The organism is Opitutaceae bacterium TAV5 (assembly GCA_000242935.3).
GTDB lineage: Bacteria > Verrucomicrobiota > Verrucomicrobiia > Opitutales > Opitutaceae > Geminisphaera.
This window is the reverse complement of sequence record CP007053.1, coordinates 3091668-3108593: the sequence shown is the minus strand read 5'-3', so window position 1 is coordinate 3108593 and position 16926 is coordinate 3091668. Positions and strand designations below refer to the sequence as shown.

13 protein-coding genes are annotated in these 16926 nt (G+C 62.4%); 8 read left to right on the top strand and 5 right to left on the bottom strand.

The window, feature by feature from the left end; genetic code table 11:
- Nucleotides 1-18 precede the first annotated feature (18 nt).
- The 3 genes from OPIT5_13550 to OPIT5_13540 all read right to left on the bottom strand — a co-directional run bounded on the left by OPIT5_13550 (nt 19) and on the right by OPIT5_13540 (nt 3140).
- The gene (locus OPIT5_13550) at nt 19-1344 is read right to left on the bottom strand and encodes an acyl-CoA thioesterase (protein ID AHF91077.1); all 1326 of its coding nucleotides are present in this window, start codon (nt 1342-1344) and stop codon (nt 19-21) included.
- A 123-nt stretch (nt 1345-1467) separates the two neighbouring features.
- Nucleotides 1468-1788 carry a hypothetical protein gene (locus tag OPIT5_13545; GenBank protein ID AHF94373.1) on the bottom strand — a complete coding sequence of 107 codons (321 nt, stop codon included), beginning with the start codon at nt 1786-1788 and terminating at the stop codon, nt 1468-1470.
- 602 nt (nt 1789-2390) lie between these two features.
- A complete protein-coding gene (locus OPIT5_13540) occupies nt 2391-3140 on the bottom strand; it encodes an N-terminal cleavage protein (protein ID AHF91076.1) in 750 nt (249 codons plus the stop codon).
- Between the two features lie 320 nt (nt 3141-3460).
- Between OPIT5_13540 and OPIT5_13535 the strand changes: the two genes are divergently transcribed.
- From OPIT5_13535 to OPIT5_13500, 8 genes are all read left to right on the top strand, one after another.
- Nucleotides 3461-3694 (top strand): hypothetical protein, encoded by a 234-nt coding sequence (locus OPIT5_13535; GenBank protein AHF91075.1) that lies wholly within the window; start codon nt 3461-3463, stop codon nt 3692-3694.
- The gene (locus OPIT5_13530; GenBank protein ID AHF91074.1) at nt 3688-4149 is read left to right on the top strand and encodes a hypothetical protein; all 462 of its coding nucleotides are present in this window, start codon (nt 3688-3690) and stop codon (nt 4147-4149) included. Before OPIT5_13535 ends, OPIT5_13530 begins: the two co-directional genes overlap by 7 nt.
- Nucleotides 4150-4231: 82 nt before the next feature.
- On the top strand, nt 4232-4498 hold the full coding sequence (locus OPIT5_13525) for a hypothetical protein (protein AHF91073.1): 267 nt from the start codon (nt 4232-4234) through the stop codon (nt 4496-4498).
- 17 nt (nt 4499-4515) lie between these two features.
- Nucleotides 4516-4947, top strand: a complete 432-nt coding sequence (locus tag OPIT5_13520; GenBank protein ID AHF91072.1) for a twitching motility protein PilT — start codon at nt 4516-4518, stop codon at nt 4945-4947.
- Between the two features lie 54 nt (nt 4948-5001).
- Complete coding sequence (locus OPIT5_13515) at nt 5002-6039, top strand: LacI family transcriptional regulator (GenBank protein ID AHF91071.1); 1038 nt, start codon at nt 5002-5004, stop codon at nt 6037-6039.
- Between the two features lie 739 nt (nt 6040-6778).
- Nucleotides 6779-7867, top strand: coding sequence for a response regulator SirA (locus OPIT5_13510; GenBank protein ID AHF91070.1), 1089 nt, complete (start codon nt 6779-6781; stop codon nt 7865-7867).
- 186 nt (nt 7868-8053) lie between these two features.
- The gene (locus tag OPIT5_13505) at nt 8054-11386 is read left to right on the top strand and encodes a ribonucleoside-diphosphate reductase (protein ID AHF91069.1); all 3333 of its coding nucleotides are present in this window, start codon (nt 8054-8056) and stop codon (nt 11384-11386) included.
- Nucleotides 11387-11690: 304 nt separating this feature from the next.
- A complete protein-coding gene (locus tag OPIT5_13500; GenBank protein ID AHF91068.1) occupies nt 11691-12665 on the top strand; it encodes a polyprenyl synthetase in 975 nt (324 codons plus the stop codon).
- Between the two features lie 331 nt (nt 12666-12996).
- Here OPIT5_13500 and OPIT5_13495 read toward each other — a convergent pair whose 3' ends face one another.
- Both OPIT5_13495 and OPIT5_13490 read right to left on the bottom strand, forming a co-directional pair.
- Complete coding sequence (locus OPIT5_13495) at nt 12997-14457, bottom strand: alpha,alpha-trehalase (protein ID AHF91067.1); 1461 nt, start codon at nt 14455-14457, stop codon at nt 12997-12999.
- Complete coding sequence (locus OPIT5_13490; GenBank protein AHF91066.1) at nt 14429-16825, bottom strand: hypothetical protein; 2397 nt, start codon at nt 16823-16825, stop codon at nt 14429-14431. Before OPIT5_13490 ends, OPIT5_13495 begins: the two co-directional genes overlap by 29 nt.
- Nucleotides 16826-16926 lie beyond the last annotated feature (101 nt).

Here is a 16926-nt window from a genome sequence, read left to right as displayed (position 1 = left end):
GTTCCTTGGATCCGCGCTTTATTCAATCAGCTCCCCGATCAGGAGAACCGACCGCACGTGCCAGATGTTGCCTTCATATTTGGCGGGATTCTTGTCAAAGTCCTCCCGATTGCGCGCGAAGAGGATGTTTCGTTTGTCCACCTGATCGGCCAGTACGGTGACTGTCACTTCATGTTCGCCCGGCGGCAGGTTGTCGCCGACAACCACCATGTGCTGACGGCGATAGGTGCAATAGCCATCGAAGCGCGTGACCGTCCGCTTCTCCCCGTCAAGCGACACTTCTATCATGCCGGAGTTCGGGCCGAGATAATCGTAAAACGCCACCTTGGTCCCGCGAAACCGGAAGCGCAGCGTCGTCCCCGGCTCCAGGCGCCAGATGACGCCGTCTTTTGACACCGAAAACGAACCGTCCACCTGGAGCGCCGGACTGGAGCCGAGAGGCACGGCCGTGGCCTTTTCCCAATTGCCGGCGTCGAACGGGTCGCGCAAAGTCCGCGGCGTGGCGGCGAGAGGCGCTGTCGCCCGGACGGCGCGGATCGGCTCCATCGCGCGAACGAAGGTCCGGGTGTAGAGCATGTGGCCGGTATCGAGATAAGGATGCACTCCGTCCCTGGAAAACACGATGCGGCCCTGCTCGTCGGTTGGAAGCGGAGTCGTCATGTCGAGTTCTTCGCCGGACACGCGTTCCACGCGGGCGCCGGAAGAAGACATGACCAGCTTGCCCTCCTGGAGGAGCCGGGCGATTTCCACGCCGAAATGAATGGAAGGGATGCCATAGTGATCGGCCACGTCTTCCATGGCGGAGGCCGCCGGCTCCATCTTCCCGATGCGCAGACGGCGAACGTGGGAGCCGGTGACGGTATAAATAAAAACAATGTCGCAATCGGGCACCGTGCGCCAGGTCTGGCGAACGATGCCTTCGATCGACTTGTGGATGTCGGATGGCCGGGCTTTGCCATCGTTCACCGCAAATTCCACGAACAGGAGATCGGGCTTTTTGTCCAATACATCGGAACGCAGGCGGAAGACGCCCAGTTCCGACCCCGTGCCTCCCACGGTCGCCCTGATCTCGTCGATCCTGGCCTGCGGATATTGCCGGCGGAGCCAGTCCAGGCTCTGCACCCGCCAGCCTTTCTGCGCCGTTATGCTTCCTCCCAGATAGGCGACGCGCAGGCTTTGGCCGGCCTCCAGTTTTCGCAGCACGCGAGGAATCCCGTTTCGCGGGAAGACTTCCTTGAGGTCGCGCAACGCGGGTTCAGGGACCGCGGCGTTGGTCGCCGCGGGAACGGTGGGCGAGGCGGATGCCGCGAGACCAAACGGCGTCGCTGCCAATGCGAAGATCATGCAGCCGAGACGGACCAAACATGAATACCTGCCGGGAGACATACGAGTGTGAATGGGGGGATGCGGACGAGCGGGACCGGTCATCTCGTCAACGGGATGGCCGACTCTAGGATGCCGTCATTTTCAGCGCCGCCGACAAAGAAAAAACGCCAGCGCGAAGACGCCGACCAGGAGAGCGGTGGATGAAGGCTCGGGGACGGGGACGGCGGGAATGGAAAAATTGTCGATGGCGAAGGAACCGGTCTGGACATTGCCTCCGGTGCTTATGAACTGGATGTAACGGATGCTGTTCGCATCATAGCGGAATGTGAGCGCCGAATGCACCACGCTCTCCCCCCCGAAAGGCGTGATCGTAACAGTATAATAATCCGTGCCCCCTGATCCGGCCACCGTATAGGCCGCCTCGATGTGATACCATATGCCAGGCGTGAGCACGGTGCCCAAATCCGTATTGGGGTTACTAGGGCCAGTGCTGTAGCTAAGCGGACTACTCAGCCCCAGCCACGCACTGGTGGCACTCCTATTGGTCGTTTGTGAAGCAATCAGATTCAGACCGAGCCCGGGAGTGATGATTTGGAAATCAAACGAGAGGCTGAGCTGGGTATAACCGGCGCCGAGATCATAGAACAAGCCCGTCGCAGCGCCGGTGGTGGTCGATGTATCCGTATAGACAAATCCCCGCCCTCCCGGCGTGCCTGAGAACGGGGATTCATAATCGGATGAAATGGACCAAGAGTGACCCGAAGGTTCAGACCCTGTGAGGTTGTTCCCTGCGTAGAAACGCATCCAAGATCCGGCCCCACCCGCTGGAGCAAAAGCGCCTGCGGAATAGGCGTTGAAATTATCCGAGGCGGTTTGCGCATAGGAAAGCTGGACGCAGGCGGCGGCCAGGATGGCTCCGAAAACATGGAGGTGGAGATGTGACGGTTTCATGGTGTAGGTAGGGATGGAATGGGATGGGGAGAGTTGCGGGGTTGGTCTGACGGGGAAAAACGAGAGGCAGGCTGGTATCCTGGCGATCGGGAGGGGCGAACACGGAGCGCGGCCTATTTGACCGCCGACCAGATATCCTCGGGACCGCCGTTCCAATACTTTGCGTCGCGATAAATGTAGCTGTTTTTCCAATACCGGACATGGCCGTCGGCAAAGAGGACATTGGCTCCGCCATTGGTGTGCGAGGTGGAGGCCGGCGGATTATTTCTCTTATCGTAAACGGTTCCGGGAAGCCGGCCCGAGCTATTGATGTTGACGAACGACTGCCGTGACGACTCCCACCAGCACATGTCGCCCAGCAGGAGGGTGCGGGAAGGTTGAGTGATCCGCATTTTGGGAGCCGGGCTGTAATTTCCGTCCGGCAGATCGGCGTAGAGGTAGTCGTTTATGCTGTAATGGGTGCCGCCGGTCCAGTCGAGTTGCACCTTCCATTCGGAACAGACATACATGGAGGCGGAGCCCCCCGGAGTACTCCCATACCGGTTCCCGTAAACATAGTCCTTGATGATATAGGGATAGGAGGCCGTTGTGGTGCCCGACTCGTTTGCCAAGCGGGAGGGCGGCCAGTGGTTCTTGTGGTCGGCGGCGTAAAGCTCGAACGTCAAAAATATCTGCCGGAGGTTGGAGGAGCACTGGGCAATCCGTGCCAAATAACGAACATGGAGGGCAGTCGGGATCAGAATGCCGGCAAGGATGCCGATGATTGCGATGACCACAATCAGCTCGACGAGGGTGAAGCCCCGGTTGCGGATCGACAGGCACCGGGATGGGCAGAAATCTGGTTTTGAGAGAATCGGAATCATGGCGGGGAGGGGCGTTCTGCTGTAAATGGGTGTTGCGAACAAGAGGCAGGGTTTCCGGTTTTCTGACAAAACTTCATTTATTTATCACGATAAAATACCATGAAACCCGGTTCACTTGTTGGATTGAAGCCTGGCGATCCGGGGGGGAGGTGTGCACGGGAACAATATGCCCGATCTGGCACAAGCGTCGAAGACCTTCGTCCGCTTCGGACGGGTATCCGAAGCTTGCTCGGGGAAACCCGGGCCGTGTTCGTCGCCGGGAAATCGGCATTCATGAGCGAAAGATTGATTTTGGAGGCAAGCGGGCGCATTTTGCCCCCATGCCTGCCATACCGGAAAATATCCTGGAAGTCACATTGCCGCCGTTCGTGCCCAAGGAGGATGCCCGGTTGATGCTTGCCATAAAACTTTTCGAAGCGGGGCGATTGAGCGCCGGGCAGGCCGCCACCGTCGCCAATCTGTCCAAACGGACATTTCTCGATGTGCTCGGCCAGCAGGGAATACCCGTTGCGAACCACGCGGCATCTGAACTGGCTGACGATCTGGCATGGTAGCTCCGGCCAAAATCGCCGCCGTATTGGACAGCACCTGCCTGATCGGCCTCGATAACATCGGACGGCTGGACGTCATCGACGCGTTGCTGCAACCCGCATGGGCGCCGCCTGCCGTGGAAAAGGAATTCGGCGCGCGTCCCGCCTGGTTGCAAATTGTCCCGCCTGCCGACCGGGCACTGGTAGCCTCGTTGCGGATGATGGTGGATGCCGGGGAATCCGAGGCTATTGCGCTGGCCCAGGAAAAGGGGATACGCGTGATACTCGATGATCGCAAGGCAAGGGCGGTCGCCGCCCGCCTGGGAGTGCCGGTGACCGGAACCGTCGGATTGTTGCTCAAGGCAAAAGAATTCGGAGTGGTCCCCTTGGTCAGGCCCTTGCTGGATGCGCTTGATGCGAGTGGTTTCCACCTCGGCCCGGGTATCCTGGCCGAAGCCTTGCGCCTTGCGGGAGAGTAGCGTCGGGCAATTCGCGGCAAATCATGCAGCAGGCCGGCGCCCTGCCGCTTGACCCGTATCCGGAAAGTGACACTGTGACACCATGCCTGCCACGATCACCATCAAGGAACTTCACGCCAAAACCGGCGAGCATGTCCGCCTTGCCGGCAAGGCCAAAACGCCCACGCCGATCACGGATCGCGGACGATTGATCGCCGTGCTCGCCCCTGTCTCGGCCATGCCGGGAAAACGCCGTCGCCGCGTAGTGCTTCCTGAATACGCGGCGTTGCTGAAGAAAGCAGGCCATGCCGCCAGCGTGCCGGGTGGCGATGTGCTCGATGACCTTGATGCCGTGCGCGGTGAACGCTGAAAGGAGGCGTATTCCCGATGGCCTTTTGCGATACCTCGACCCTCGCCAAGTATTATGTGCCGGAGCCGGAGTCCGCCGCCGTCCGGGCCTGGCTGGACGCTCGACCTTCGGTCTTTGCGTCCGAGCTGGCGCGCACGGAACTGATGGCCGTTTTTCACCGCCGCCTCCGTGAAAAAAAATGGAGCCGGGAGGATTTCCAAGCCGCTGCCCGGCAGTTTGCCCAGGATGACATCGGCGGTTACTGGACATGGTTCCCTCTGGATGGAGGCATTCCGGAGCAGGCGGCCCGGACCTATGCGACACTCCCTGAAAATGTGTTTCTGCGCGCGGCCGATTGCCTGCACCTGGTGACTGCGCTGCATCACGGTTTTGATGAGGTGCATTCGCACGACACCCACCAGATCGCCGCCGCCAGCGCGCTCGGGTTGAAAGCTGTCCGGATCGGATGACGCGCAACCGGTAAAGCCTTTTCGATTCCCCCCCGCCGAAGTCGCTTCAATCCCATGGCCAATCAGCGCGAGATCGCCCAAAAGCTCGGGCTCACCCAGGCCACCGTCTCGATGGCACTGCGAGATCATCCGCTCGTCGCCGCCGAAACGAAAAAGCGCGTGCAGGAAGCGGCCCGCAAGATGGGTTATCGCGCCAGTCCGTTTGTCACCACCCTCATGGCGCGTATCCGCGCGGGACGTGCGCCGCAGAGCCTCGGGTGCATCGCCATCCTGCTCGACAACGCGTCGAAAGAGGAATGGCTCGCTCAGGAACGCAACACCTACACCGCCCAGTATGCCGGCTACCAGCGTCGCGCCGCCCTGCGCGGTTATCGCACGGAGTGTTTTTGCCTGCGCGGCCCGGGGATGAGCGACGAGGCCATCGACCGCCAGCTTCATGCGCGCGGCATCATCGGCGTGATTCTCGCCGCGCCCAAGCACGCGCAGCGTCCGGCGGTCCGGCTGCGTTGGGAAAACTACGCCTGCGCCACCGTCAGCTACACATGGACTTCACCCGTCGTGGATCGCGTCTCCTCGCATCACCGGCATAACATGGATCACGCGTTTGCCCGGCTGGTGAAGCGCGGGTGCCGGCGCATCGGCTTCTGCCTGCCGAAAAATGCCGTCCGCGGCGTCGATGCCAACTGGATAGCCGGCTACCTCGTGGCGCAGGCGCAGATCCCGAAGGCACGGCGGCTGCCCGTATTCGTCGGCACGATTCACGACACGCCCCTCGCCACATTCCGGGCCTGGCACAAACGCTGGAAGCCCGACGGGCTCGTCACGCTGCTCGGCGAGGAGGCCCGGTGGCTGGAAACGATGGGCGTGTCGCCGCTTGCACGCGGCGGCGATGCGGGAGGCGGCGGCACGTTGCTCGTATGCCTGAATCGTCCGGCAAACTCGCCGTTCCCGGGTATCGACGAAAACAATACGCTGGTCGGCGAGATGGCCTGCGACCTTGTCGTCAACCAGCTCACGCACAACGAGCGCGGACTGCCCGAGCACCGGCGCGAGATTCTCGTCGAGGGGGCCTGGGTGGAACCGCGAAGGTAGCCCGGATAGTTCATCGCAAGACCGGGTGATGCAGACGAGCTGTTCGAATGATGGCGGAGAACGTTTTAACATTAAACACTTAACATCTGATGTTACGCAATGCGCTGTAGCGCGGGCGTCTGCGTAACATCCGTTAACATTTAACATTAAACAGGATGCCGGCTGACGGGATTCCATTCGCCAAACAGACTGTTTCCGGTGTTTTCATTGAGCGCTAAATGTTAAACGTTAAATTTCAAGTGGTTGTCCGGCTTCCGTGATGATCGGCCGGATACGCGTGGAGTATGCAGGATAATTATAACAGGCGGGGTTATGCCCCGCGTAGCCCCGGTCGTCACGCCTCGCCCCGGCTCGCACGCATGAGCCTGAAGACATCACCGGCTCCCGGTTGCCCTGTCCCTTCTCCGGGCAAGGGAAACCGGGACCGGTGCGGCAAGCAAAAAAAGTGCGTTTTTCCTCCCTGAAAGTACCAAAAGACGTTTGACCTGCCGTTCCGACAATCCCATCCATTGTGGTCTACCAACTCAGGAACCACAACCCGTTGTGGTTAATAACACGTCAGCAACTACGAATAAGTCGGGATTGATTACTCCATAAGTGGACTAAAAATCCGTCCCTTTCTGCCACATTTTCCGGTCGTCGCACCCATCGCATCACTGTCCTTCGCCGTTTCCGTCTCACGACGCCCGCCCTCTCCATCTGCCGCTCACGCTCGTCACGTTTCCCCAGTCGTTTTCTCATGCAAAAGTCCTTCACCGTCGGAACCAAAACCTTCGTCCTCGATCAGGCCAAAGCCGAAGCGGCCTTCGCCGCCAAGCGCGTCATCAACGGTCGCGAGACCATGACCTTCAACCTCCTCCCGCTCAAATACCAGTGGGCCTACGATCTCTACCGCACCATGAAGGCCAACCACTGGGAGCCCGAGGACATCCCCATGGGCAAGGACATCGAGCAGTGGCGCGACGAGCGCGCCGTCTCCGACCAGGAGCGCTGGATCATCCGCATGGGCATCGGCTACTTTTCCGCCGCCGAGGGCATCGTCGGCGACAACATCCAGCACGTCACCCGCGAACTCGTCACCGCTCCCGAGCTCAAGCTCGTCCTCGGCCGCCATGCCCACGAGGAAAACATCCATGCCGACTCGCTCCTCTACATGATCTCCTCCCTCGGCATCAACCCGCACGAGTGCGAGGCCATGTTCGAGGACATCCCGACCATCGTCCGCAAAAACGAGTTCGTCACCAAAAACTCCCGCGAGCTCCGCCGCGACATCGACCTCACGCAGCCCGAGAACAAGCAGCTCCTCGCTCGCAACATGTTCCTCTTCGGCCAGTGCATGGAGGGCACACAGTTTTACGGGCTCTTCGGCATGATCCTCTCGCTCTACCGCCAGAACAAGTTCCCCGGCATCGGCCAGATGTTCCGCTACACCCTGCGCGACGAGAGCAACCACATCGAGGTTTTCCGCAATCTCCTCATGGATCTCGTCGAGGAGAACCCCGAAATCTGGACGTCCGGTTTCAAGGAGGAACTCCGCGAAACCATGCGCGAAGCCGTCGCGCTCGAGAAGGAATTCATCCGCGACTGCCTCCCGGTCAATGCCGTCGGCCTGGCCGTGGACGAGTTTCTCAACTACATCGACTATATCGCCGACCGTCGCCTCGAAGGCGTCGGCCTTGCCCCGCTTTCCGGCGGCACCATCAAAAACCCGCTCCCCTGGCTCGCCGAGATGATGGACATCAAGAAGGAACAAAACTTCTTCGAGGGCCGCGTCACCGAATACCAGAAAGCCTCCTCCCTCGCCACCACCCACGACGACGACCTGTAGACCGAAACCCGGGCCGCCTTGCGGCCAGACATCCAACGCCTGGCATCCGGCATTTAACGCTTGACATCACCCGACAACCCTCCGGCGCGGCAGCGCCGCCGCTGGCTGTTAAATGTTAAACGTCAAGTGCCGGATGTTCTCCTCCGTCCTCTTTCACCCGCCGACTCATCCGCCACTCACGCCAACATGAACACTTCCGCCACCGCCTCCAGCTCCACCCGCGCCCTCGCCCACGACCTCGCGCTCAAACGCGCCACCCACGCCCCCGTCGAACAAAAACCCTCGCACAACTGGCGCGACTGCGTCCCCGCCGACACGCCGCTCCTCCCCGAGATCCTCCTCCTCACGCCCGCCGGCGAGACCCCGCTCGACCTCGGCGAGATTGCCGACACCCTCGGAAAAGCCCTCACCAACGTCCACCTCGCCCGCGGCGACACCGGCAACATCTTCACCCCCTCCACGCGCGACTTCGTCGGCCGCATCATTCGCGAGGCCGCCGGCAACCTCGCCTCCGCCGCGCTCAAGACCGCGCCCCTCCGCCTCTCGCTCAACGATCTCTACGAGCTCATCGAAAAGACCCTCGTCGACAACAACGCCTACGACATCGCCAAGAGCGTCCTCCTCCACCGCTCCCGCAAGCTCGGCTCCACCGGCGCCACCACCGCGCAGACCGCCACCCGCGTCATCCGCCGCAACCGCCAGGTCGTCCCCTTCATCCCCCAAAAAATCGAAGTCGCCATCCGCAAGGCCTTCCTCTCGCTCCAGCGCGACAGTTCCCCCGCCATCGACATCACCCGCGCCGTTTCCGACCGCGTCCTCGGTTCCCGGCAGGCTTTCATCCACATCGAGGAAATCCAGGACATCGTCCAGGAAGAGCTCATGAAGACCGGCCACTACAAGGTCGCCGAAGCCTATATCCTCTACCGCGCGCTCCGCAGCGAAACCCGCTCCGCCGAACCTCCCGCCGACTCCGGATCCTCCGCCGCCCTCCCCGCATCCGCAGCCGACACCTCGGCGACCATGATCGTCGTCCAGCAACCCGACGGCTCCACCACGCTCTGGGACCGCACCGACCTGCGCCTGCGCATCGAGTTCGCCCGCATCGGCCTGGACCTCTGCCTCACCAGCGACGAGATCGAAACCGAGCTCACCCGTTCCCTCTTCGACCAGATCACCCGCAAGGATCTCGACCAGACCATCATCCTCAACAGCAAGACCCTCATCGAGCGCGACGCCGACTTCGCGAAATTCGCCGGCCGCATCCAGCTCACCTACATCTACGAGGAGGTGCTCGGCTGGGACATCGTCCGCGACGGCATCGGCAAACTGAAGACCTTCCACCAGGCCGCCTTCAAAAAACACCTCGCCCACGGCGCCGCCATCAAGCGCATCAACCCCCGCCTCCTCGACTACGACCTCGAAAAACTCGCCGCCGCGCTCGACCCCTCCGCCGATCTCGAGCTCGATTTCCTCGGCATCCAGACCCTCTACGACCGCTACCTCATCGTCGACAAGACGCAAAAACCTTCCCGCCGGCTCGAGACCCCGCAACTCTTCTGGATGCGCGTCGCCATGGGCCTCTTCCTCAACGACGGCGACGAAAAGACCGGCCAGCGCGAGCAGCGCATCGTCTCGCTCTACGAGCTCTACAAGAGCCGCCGCTTCTGCTCCAGCACGCCCACCCTCTTCAACTCCGGCACGCTCCACTCGCAGCTCTCGTCCTGCTATCTCTACTACGTGGACGACTCGCTCGAAGGCATCATGTACCGCGGCATCGCCGAAAACGCCCAGCTCTCCAAGTGGGCCGGCGGCCTCGGCGGTTCCTGGACGGCAGTCCGCGGCACCGGCGCGCACATCGCCGGCACCAACGGCGAATCCCAGGGCGTCATCCCCTTCCTCAAGCTCCACAACGACCAGCTCAACGCCGTCAACCAGGGCGGGAAGCGGAAAGGCTCCGGCTGCGCTTACCTGGAAACCTGGCACAACGACATCTTCGAATTCCTCGAACTGCGCAAAAACACCGGAGACGACCGCCGCCGTACCCACGACATGAATACGGCCAACTGGATTCCCGACCTGTTCATGAAGCGCATGGAGGCCCGCGAGCACTGGACGCTCTTCCGTTCCAACGAGGCTCCCGATCTCCACGAGCTCTACGGCAGGAAATTCGAGGAAGCCTACCTCCGTTACGAGAAGCTCGCCGAAGAAGGCAAGATCACCGGCCAGCGCATCGAGGCGCTCGAACTCTGGAAAAAGATGCTCTCGATGCTCTTCGAGACCGGCCATCCCTGGATCACGTTCAAGGACGCCTGCAACCTCCGCTCCCCGCAGGATCACGTCGGCGTCATCCACTCGTCCAACCTCTGCACCGAGATCACGCTCAACACGAGCAACGACGAGACCGCCGTCTGCAACCTCGGCTCCATCATTCTCGAAACGCACCTGCGTCCCGACGGCTCGATCGACCACGACAAGCTCCGCGACACCATCCGCACCGCCGTCCGCGCGCTCGACAACGTCATCGACATCAACTTCTACCCGACCAAACCCGCCGAGACGTCCAACCGACGCCACCGTCCCATCGGCCTCGGTGTGATGGGCCTTGCCAATTCCCTCTACCTGCGCGGCCACGCCTTCGCCTCGCCCGAGGCCGTCGAGTTCAACGACGAGGCCATGGAAGCCATCGCGTACTACGCTTACGAAGCCTCCAGCGACCTCGCCGCCGAACGCGGCGCCTACTCCACCTACAAGGGCTCGAAATGGGACCGGGGTATCCTCCCGCAGGATACGGTCGATCTCCTCGAGCAGGAGCGCGGCGTCCCCGTGGAAGTCCCCCGCGGCGGCAAGCTCGACTGGACGCCCCTCCGCGCGAAAATTGCCAGGCAGGGCATGCGCAACAGCAACGTCCTCGCCATCGCGCCCACCGCGACGATTTCCAACATCACCGCCACCTCGCCCTGCATCGAGCCGACGTACAAAAACCTCTTCGTCAAATCCAACCTCTCCGGCGAGTTCATCGTGCTCAATCCGTACCTCGTCCGCGACCTCAAGGCGCGCGGCCTCTGGAACCAGGAGATGATCGACAACCTGAAATACTTCGACGGCGAACTCCGTGACATCGACACCATCCCCGCCGACCTGAAGGAAAAATACCGCACCGCCTTCGGCATCGACCACAAATGGGTGATCGACGCCGCCGCGCGCCGCCAGAAGTGGATCGACCAGAGCCAGTCCGTGAATCTCTGGCTCGAGACGCCCGACCTCAAGACCCTGAGCCACATGTACCGCCATGCCTGGCACGTCGGACTCAAGACCACCTACTATCTCCGCACGCTCGGCGCCTCCAACATCGAGAAGGCGACGGTCTCCGTGAAAAAAGAGATGCGCGGCGTGTCTCCCGGCGTTGCCACCGCCACGACCAGCGATGCCGCCACGCAACGCACTTACACCGCCGAGCAAAAACTCGCCTGCAGCATCGAGGCCATGCGCAACGGCGGCGAATGCGAAGCCTGCCAGTGAGGCCCCCCCGGGGGGCCAGGCGCCCGGCTCATCACAACGACGTGGCACGGGCATCCCTGCCCGTGAAGTGGCATGGGCTTCCAGCCCATGATTCCGGGCAACATGGCCAGGATGGCCATGCCACTCAAACCCACGGGCAAGGATGCGCGTGCCACTTCTCCGGGCATTCACCCGTTGCCTCGACAAGGCCTGCGCAGATGTGCACGTTCCTGCTTTCCAGTCCATGACCGCGCCCGCCGCCCGCCCATCCACCATCACCACTGCCGCTGCGTTTGCCACGGTTTTTGCCCGGCTCAAGCCGCGCATGAGCCGGCTCGATGCGTTTCTCCGGGCGCAGCTCTCCGCCTTCGAACCGGAAATCCGCGACATGGCCGATTATTGCATCGATACCTCCGGCAAGCGCATCCGGCCCGCACTCGTCTTCCTCAGCGGCTGGAACGACAGCGATCCTTCGGACGACGCCACCCCCGCCGCCGTTTCGACCCACGGCGATCCGCTCGTCCGCGCCGCCGCCGTCGTCGAACTCGTCCATCTCGCCACGCTCGTCCACGACGATATCATGGACGAAGCCGATGTCCGGCGCAGCCGTCCCACCGCCGCCCGCAAATACGGAGCCGAAGCGGCGGTCCTTCTTGGCGATGCGCTGCTCGCCCATGCCGTTTACCTCGCTTCGCAATTCCCCACGACCGAGGTCTGTGCCGCCGTCTCCGAATCCACCCGGAAAGTCTGCGCCGGCGAGATCGTGCAAACACTCCGCCGCGGCACCATCGACGTCACCCGCGCCGATTACGACCGCATCATCGACCTGAAAACCGCCGAGCTCTTCCGCGTTTCCTGCCTGCTCGGCGCCCGCCTGTCCGGCCACCCCGGGTTTGCGCCCGCCGCCGCCACCTTTGGCCGCAAGCTCGGCATCGCCTACCAGATCTACGACGACCTGGCCGATTTCTTCGGACAGGAAAACCGCATCGGCAAGACTCTCGGCACCGACCTTGCCAGCGGCAAGATCACGCTCCCGCTCCTCTTCCTTGCCGAAAAGCTCTCACCGGCCGAACGCGAGACACTCCATGCCGAGATCACCGGCCAGCGCCCGCCCGATCTTTCCGCGCGGTTGCGCCAGATGCAGGAGCACGGTATTTTCGAACAGGTCGCCGCGGCCCTGGCCGAAGAAACCTCCGCCGCCCGCGAGGCCCTCGCCCCGCACGCCGCGCTCCCGCCGGTCCGGCACTTGCTGGAACTCTGCGATGTGCTGCATGCGCAGGTCGCCGCCCTTCGCCAGTAGCTCTCCGGATCATTCTCCTTCTCGTTCTCTTACTCGTTCTCCGGATCGTACTCTTTCTCGTACTCCTTCTCTTTCTCTTACTCTTTCTCGTGCTGCGGCGCGTCGTGCGAATGCCGGAGCAGGAGAACGATCAAGAGAACGAGAACGAGAACGATTCCGGAGTGGCACGGGCTTCCAGCCCGTGTTCCGCGGGCGTCCCGCCCGCTTCCGTCCTGCAGGCAGATTGGCAGTAAAAGCATGCCGCCACGTCGGGAGTGCGTAACTTCAGTTCCGAGCCTTCGCGTTCTTCGCGGTCTTTGTGTAAGATCAAAACCATCAGGGGGCGCCGGTCTTACGCCTCTTCCTCCAGCAACGCCACGGCGTCGAGGAACACGCCTGCCGTCCAGCCCATCATGGCCGGAGTCTCGTAGCCGGCGTCGCCACTGGCGTGGTGCGTGCCGGTGTCGGCGTTGTATTTCTCCCAGAGATCACCCGTATCCACAAAAACGCGACAGACGGTATCGGCATATTTTTGAGCGATACGCCGGGCTTCGGTGACATAGCCGTAGCGTTGCAGGCCGCGCCAGGCGATGGCTTGCAGGCAAGGCCAGAGATTGGGGTGATCCCACTGGCAGGAATGCGGATTGCGGAATGCGGATTGTCGAATGGCTGGAGCGCAGGCGGTGAGGCCGTGGGGGCGTTCGAGTTGCGGGAGGGCTCGCGCGACGACGGAGGCGGCTTGCTCCTCGGTGGCCAGACCGGACCAGAGCGGCTGGAAAGTGGCCGCGGAGAGCACCGGACTGCGACGGGCGTGGGCAAAATCGTAATCGAAAAAGGCGCCCCGGTCGGCATCCCAGTTGAGGGCGTGGACGAGGTGGCGGCGGGCATCCGCCCGGATGCGCCAGGTCGCGGCCTCGGTGCGGGCGGCGGCATCGGACGCCGCAGTGGAAGCGTCGGGCTCCCGATCGATTTTTCCGGAGCTTGCCGGGAGATGGACATCCCCGGTGGCGCTGAGAGCGGCGAGCGTGGCTTCGAGGACGTAAAGATTGCAGTTGAGATCGACGGGGCAGAAGTGTTCGCAACGCTGGTCGAAGCGGGGAGTGAAATCCCAGCCGGACTCGCATTCGGCGAGCATGTGGCCGGCCTGTTCGCGGCAGGCGGTTTCGTCACCTCCGGGAAGGCCGGCGCGGTCCTTGATCTCGCGGAAAAACTGCATGACGTAGTCGGGCGAAGCGTGATGGCCGTAGCGGGAAAGGCCGGCGGCGGACGTGCCGGCAGGAGCGGCGCGGCGGGTGGTCCAGAAAGCGTGTTCGGTGCGGAGAGCGGAAAGGAGGCGGGGCAGTTCGACCGGAAGGACTGCGCCCGCGCCACGTCGCAGGAGATTGACCAGAGGCGCCAGGTACGGCGGCTGGGAACGATTCAGATAGTAGGTGCGGTTGCCGTTGGGGACGAAGCCGTGGCGTTCGACTTCGTGGATGAAGTTTTTCAGGTTGTCCTGCGCGAGCGCGAGGCCGCCGGGGCTGCGCACCAGACCCAGCGCCGTGAAGTAAGTGTCCCAGTAATACAGTTCCTGAAACATCGCCCGGCGGCAGGGCACGGTGTAGGGATGCGGCAGGCCGAGGAGCGTGCCCTCGTCCTGCGTGTGCGTGCGAAGCGTGGCCGCCCAGTTGCGGTGGATAAAATCGCGGACGGCGTCGGTGGTGGACGACCGGACAGCAGCAGCGGGTGCTTTCAAGGCAGGGTGCGGAAGGATGCGTCGAAGGGGTCGGGAAGGCGCGGCTGCATTACGGGAGCCTTTTCGCGTCGAGGCCATAGACGATCACCGGAGCACCGGTGAGTTTGAGCGTGACCTCGGTTCCGCGTGCCGTGGTGGTCGCAGCCACATTCTGCCGCTGGCCAATGGGATTGACCGTGGTGACCGACGCCTGGCCGGGAGCAACGGGCAACAAGGTCGGGATACGGGAACGCCACGAGTCGATCCAGGGTTCGGGCGAGGCGAAATCCTTGACCTTTTCGGTCAGGACATAGCCGTCGGTGCGATCCCAGAGAATCGTCATCGGGCCGCGCGGCGTGTCGAAGAGGAGGCCGCGGGTTTTGCTTTCGCCGGATTCGGGGAAATGCAGCCAGCGGACGAACTTCGCCTGGTCGAGTTCCTCGGCCGCGGTGGCGTAGGCCAGGAGCGCGGGCTTGAAGCTGAGGTCGCGGTTGATCAGGCCGAAGTAATATTCGCGGTCCTTCGGGTTCACGCCGAGCTTGTCGTAATGAACGGAGTCGAAAAGCTGATACCACATCAGCGCCTTGACGTTTTCGCTCATGGCGAGGCCGAAGGAAAGGATGGCATTCTCGGCACCGTGGCGCAGCGAGTCTTCCCAGAAACTGTTCGGGTAGGCGCAGGCGTAAACTTCGGTGAGCCAGAGTTCCTTGGGCTTGTCCGGCGTATCGCCGTATTTTTTCACGAGATTGGCGGCGGTGCGGACGGAGCCGTAATAATTCCAGTAGTTGCCGTAAGCGCCGCTCTTCCAGTTTTGCCAAGGTTCGGAGACGGGGTAGTCGGGCGTGAAGTTGCCGCGGCCAGGATGCAGGGCGAGGCCGTCGAGGAGTTTCCAGCCGCCGGCGTCGTGGATGCCGTCGGCAAATTTCACATCCATGCCGGCGAGGCCGACGCTGAGAAGTTTCACGTCGGCGGCAGGTGGTCCCATTTCCTGCTGGATGCGACGGATGGCGCGCACCCAGCCGAGGTATCTGTCGATGCGTTTGACGCGTTCCTGATCTTTTACCGTATCACCCATGCCGATACTCATGACGGCGTAGTTGATCTCGTTGCCGAACTCCCAAGCGGGGTTGGCGTGATCGACACAGAGCTGAAGTTGTTCCCGAACCCATTTGTCGCCGGCGACGGGGTCTTCGTCGTGGCGCTTGCGCGGGATCTGGGTGTGACGGATGGCGGTGATGTTTTTGTAATTGTGCGTGTTGCCCTGCCGATACCAGCGAACCCCCATGCGCTCCATGACGCGCTGCACGGAGGCTTCGTCGGGGAAAGGCCAGTAGGCGGCGATGCCGAAGAGGCTTTCGGTGGAAGTGCCCTTGAAGTCGTGCGGAGGGAGAAGCGTGAGGTTGGTGCGCGCGAAGGCAAGTTCCTCGCCGGTGGCCTTGTCGGTGGCAGAGACCTCGGCGAAAAAGATTTCCCGGGAAGGATCGACGGAATCGGCCGAGGGACGAAAGCGAATCGTCTCGTCGAGACGCTGGCCGGGGGCGAGCTCGATGTCGCGCGCCTCGCGGGAGACGTGGTTGCCGGCGAAATCGCGGATCCAGTGATTCAGGGTGACGGTGCGCGCGGCATCGGCGGTGTTGGCGAGCACGGCGTCGAGAGTGAGTTCGGGTTGTTGGCCGGCAGGCTGGTTTTCTCTCGATTCCCACCAGTTGTAGAGTTTCGGGGTGGTGATCTTCAGGCCGACAGGGCGGCCGTGCCAGCGGGCGGAAACGAGTTCGAGGGGCCAGTCGGCGGGTGTCAGGATGATGGAAAACGCGGCGGTTTGCGTGCCGGGCTGGTCGGGGGATTTGACGAAGCTGATGTGATGCCGGGCGCCATCTTTCCAGTCGAGGTTGACCTTGTTTTCGGAGCCAAAGGCGAGGGCGACGATTTTGTCATCGACCTGATAGCGGGCGAATTTGCCATCGGGGTGCTCCTGGGGCTGGCCGCCGTGGGCATGGCGTTTCCAGATGCCGGTTTTTTCAATGGGGAGGGAAGTCGCGCCAGCGGCAAGGCGGCGGCCGAACATGCTGAGGCCGAGGTTGGCGTCATCGGGGAGACCGGCAAGCGTCCAGGTGACATCGACGAGGCCGGGCTTGAGGGTGAAGTAGCCGGTGAGTTTTGCGGTGGTGACGGCGTCGTCGGATGCGGCGAGCGTGTAATCGATCGCGAGCGCGGGGTAACCGTCGGGGGAGGTCGTTTGCGTGACGACACCGCCGGTGGTTTTGGCGCGGGGCGCGGGTTTGAGGTCGAGGCCGGTGAGGGTGAGCAGCGTCTTCCCGCTGTCGTCCTGAATCCGGATGTTGTCCCAGGCTTTCGCTTCGAGTGTGAGGCCGGGTTGCTTGATGGTCTGTGCAAGCGCGCTGCCCGTGATGGCGAGCAGTGCGGTGGCGGCCACAAGGGAGCGGAGGATTTTTACAGGAAGGCGCATGGTTTGGTTGATGACGAATATTGCCGTGACCGGCAGGGGATGTTGATGGGAAAAGTGGGCGGCGTGCGATTGCACGCCGCAAAGGGAGGGGGGGGAAGGAG

Coding starts and splice junctions, on each gene's coding strand:
- OPIT5_13495 (AHF91067.1), bottom strand. CDS start 14,457: ATGGCCTCGACGCGAAAAGGCTCCCGTAATGCAGCCGCGCCTTCCCGA.
- OPIT5_13540 (AHF91076.1), bottom strand. CDS start 3,140: ATGATTCCGATTCTCTCAAAACCAGATTTCTGCCCATCCCGGTGCCTG.
- OPIT5_13505 (AHF91069.1), top strand. CDS start 8,054: ATGAACACTTCCGCCACCGCCTCCAGCTCCACCCGCGCCCTCGCCCAC.
- OPIT5_13515 (AHF91071.1), top strand. CDS start 5,002: ATGGCCAATCAGCGCGAGATCGCCCAAAAGCTCGGGCTCACCCAGGCC.
- OPIT5_13530 (AHF91074.1), top strand. CDS start 3,688: ATGGTAGCTCCGGCCAAAATCGCCGCCGTATTGGACAGCACCTGCCTG.
- OPIT5_13500 (AHF91068.1), top strand. CDS start 11,691: ATGAGCCGGCTCGATGCGTTTCTCCGGGCGCAGCTCTCCGCCTTCGAA.
- OPIT5_13525 (AHF91073.1), top strand. CDS start 4,232: ATGCCTGCCACGATCACCATCAAGGAACTTCACGCCAAAACCGGCGAG.
- OPIT5_13535 (AHF91075.1), top strand. CDS start 3,461: ATGCCTGCCATACCGGAAAATATCCTGGAAGTCACATTGCCGCCGTTC.
- OPIT5_13490 (AHF91066.1), bottom strand. CDS start 16,825: ATGCGCCTTCCTGTAAAAATCCTCCGCTCCCTTGTGGCCGCCACCGCA.
- OPIT5_13550 (AHF91077.1), bottom strand. CDS start 1,344: ATGATCTTCGCATTGGCAGCGACGCCGTTTGGTCTCGCGGCATCCGCC.
- OPIT5_13510 (AHF91070.1), top strand. CDS start 6,779: ATGCAAAAGTCCTTCACCGTCGGAACCAAAACCTTCGTCCTCGATCAG.
- OPIT5_13520 (AHF91072.1), top strand. CDS start 4,516: ATGGCCTTTTGCGATACCTCGACCCTCGCCAAGTATTATGTGCCGGAG.